Origin of the sequence: Mesorhizobium sp. M7A.F.Ca.CA.002.09.1.1 (assembly GCF_003998555.1) — a bacterium.
Lineage (GTDB): Bacteria > Pseudomonadota > Alphaproteobacteria > Rhizobiales > Rhizobiaceae > Mesorhizobium > Mesorhizobium ciceri.
Genome location: NZ_RZRR01001307.1, coordinates 1 through 1,057, shown reverse-complemented (window position 1 = coordinate 1,057; position 1,057 = coordinate 1). Strand labels below are relative to the sequence as shown.

Genomic DNA, 1,057 nt, shown 5'->3' with positions numbered 1-1,057 from the left:
GGCGATAGGCTGCGCGCCATCGCCAATATCGGCCGCGAGGACGTGCTGGTCGAGGGGCTGACGCCGATCGCCAGGGGGATCCGGGTGCTGGGCGCCTCCAGCGACCATCTGCTTTTGGATGTCGCCGATGCCGACCCGCCGCTGGCCGTCGGCGACCGCGTCGCCTTCCGCATGAGCTATGGCGCCATGCTTTTGGCGATGACCTCGGAATATGTCGAGAAGGCCCCGATGCACGATGTCGAGGATTTTTCCGGCCGCAAGATGGTGCAGATCTCCGCCGGGCCGGGGGCTGCCGGCATCCTGGCCCGGGAAGGCACCGGCGCGCGGCTGGAGGCGATGAATTTCGATGTCGTGGAACTCGCCGATGTCGAGCGGCCGCCATCGGGGCTGATCCGGCTGGCCGCCGGCACCGACCGTCGCGTCGCGCATAAGGCTCTGACCGCAACGGCGCGCGCCACGCATTCCTTCGGCCTGATCTGGATCGATTCCATCGCCGCCCTGATGCCTGAGGACGAGGACGGCATCGACCTGCCGGAAGGCTCGGTCCTGGCGCGATCGCTTGGCCTCGACCACAAGGCGGGCGCCCTGCAGCCGCAACTGTCGCCGGAGAATGTCGTCATCGTCGGCTTGCGCCACGCCGATCCGGCCGAGGCGCGGGTGCTGAAGGATTCGCGCGTCTCCGCCTTCACCATGACCGATATCGACGCCATGGGCATGCGCGACCTGATGCATGAAGCGATCCGTATCGCCACATCAGGCACGCAAGGCTTTCATGTCAGCTATTCGCCGACCGCGACCGAATTCGCCGGCTGGGCTGCGGGCTCCGGTGGGCTGACCGTGCGCGAAACACATCAGGCGATGGAGGCGATCGCGCTCTCCGGCGGCTTGCTGTCGATGGATGTTTCGGGCCTGACGGCGGATCTGGAGCCGCGGATCGGCACCGACGCGGTCAACTTCGTCATGTCTGCCTTCGGCAAACGGATTCTCTGATCAGCCCTGCACTTCCACTGCCGCCCGCCATGCGCTGACATAGTCGACCCATGCTGGGTCTATAGGC

Annotated in this window: 1 protein-coding gene; it reads left to right on the top strand. The window is 66.5% G+C overall.

Annotated elements, in window-relative coordinates; translation table 11 throughout:
* Positions 1-990 (top strand): arginase family protein (locus tag EN994_RS32755; RefSeq protein WP_206530562.1); only part of this gene is annotated, 990 nt, incomplete at its 5' end.
* Positions 991-1,057: the final 67 nt, after the last annotated feature.